Origin of the sequence: Novosphingobium huizhouense (assembly GCF_020179475.1) — a bacterium.
GTDB lineage: Bacteria > Pseudomonadota > Alphaproteobacteria > Sphingomonadales > Sphingomonadaceae > Novosphingobium > Novosphingobium huizhouense.
This window is the reverse complement of record NZ_JAILXZ010000031.1, coordinates 1-288: the sequence shown is the minus strand read 5'-3', so window position 1 is coordinate 288 and position 288 is coordinate 1. Positions and strand designations below refer to the sequence as shown.

The window sequence follows — 288 nt, the reverse complement described above, 5'->3', positions numbered from 1 at the left end:
AGCAATTGCGCCATCTGGAGGCCGGCTTGTCACGGCTGACCGAGGCGCTGAGAGCCGACAATGACCGCATGATCGCGATCCGCCGACAGGCCGTGAGCGCGCTTGCCCCTGTCCTCGAGGCTTTGCTGGACGGGCTGTCGCCGGCCGCGCAATCGCGCCGGCTGGAAGAAGCGCTGCAACTGGAACTGGAACGCCTCGCAGCGACGCCTGCTCCGCTCAGGGCTAGCATCACCTGTGGAACGCGTCAGGTCGGAATGGTTCGCAGCTGCATTGAAGCCATGGGCCTCG

1 protein-coding gene is annotated in these 288 nt (G+C 66.0%); it reads left to right on the top strand.

Features of this window, described 5'->3' with window-relative positions; translation table 11 throughout:
• Positions 1–26: 26 nt before the first annotated feature.
• Positions 27–288: hypothetical protein (locus K3A85_RS17850; protein WP_225207861.1), on the top strand; the 262-nt coding region annotated here is incomplete at its 3' end.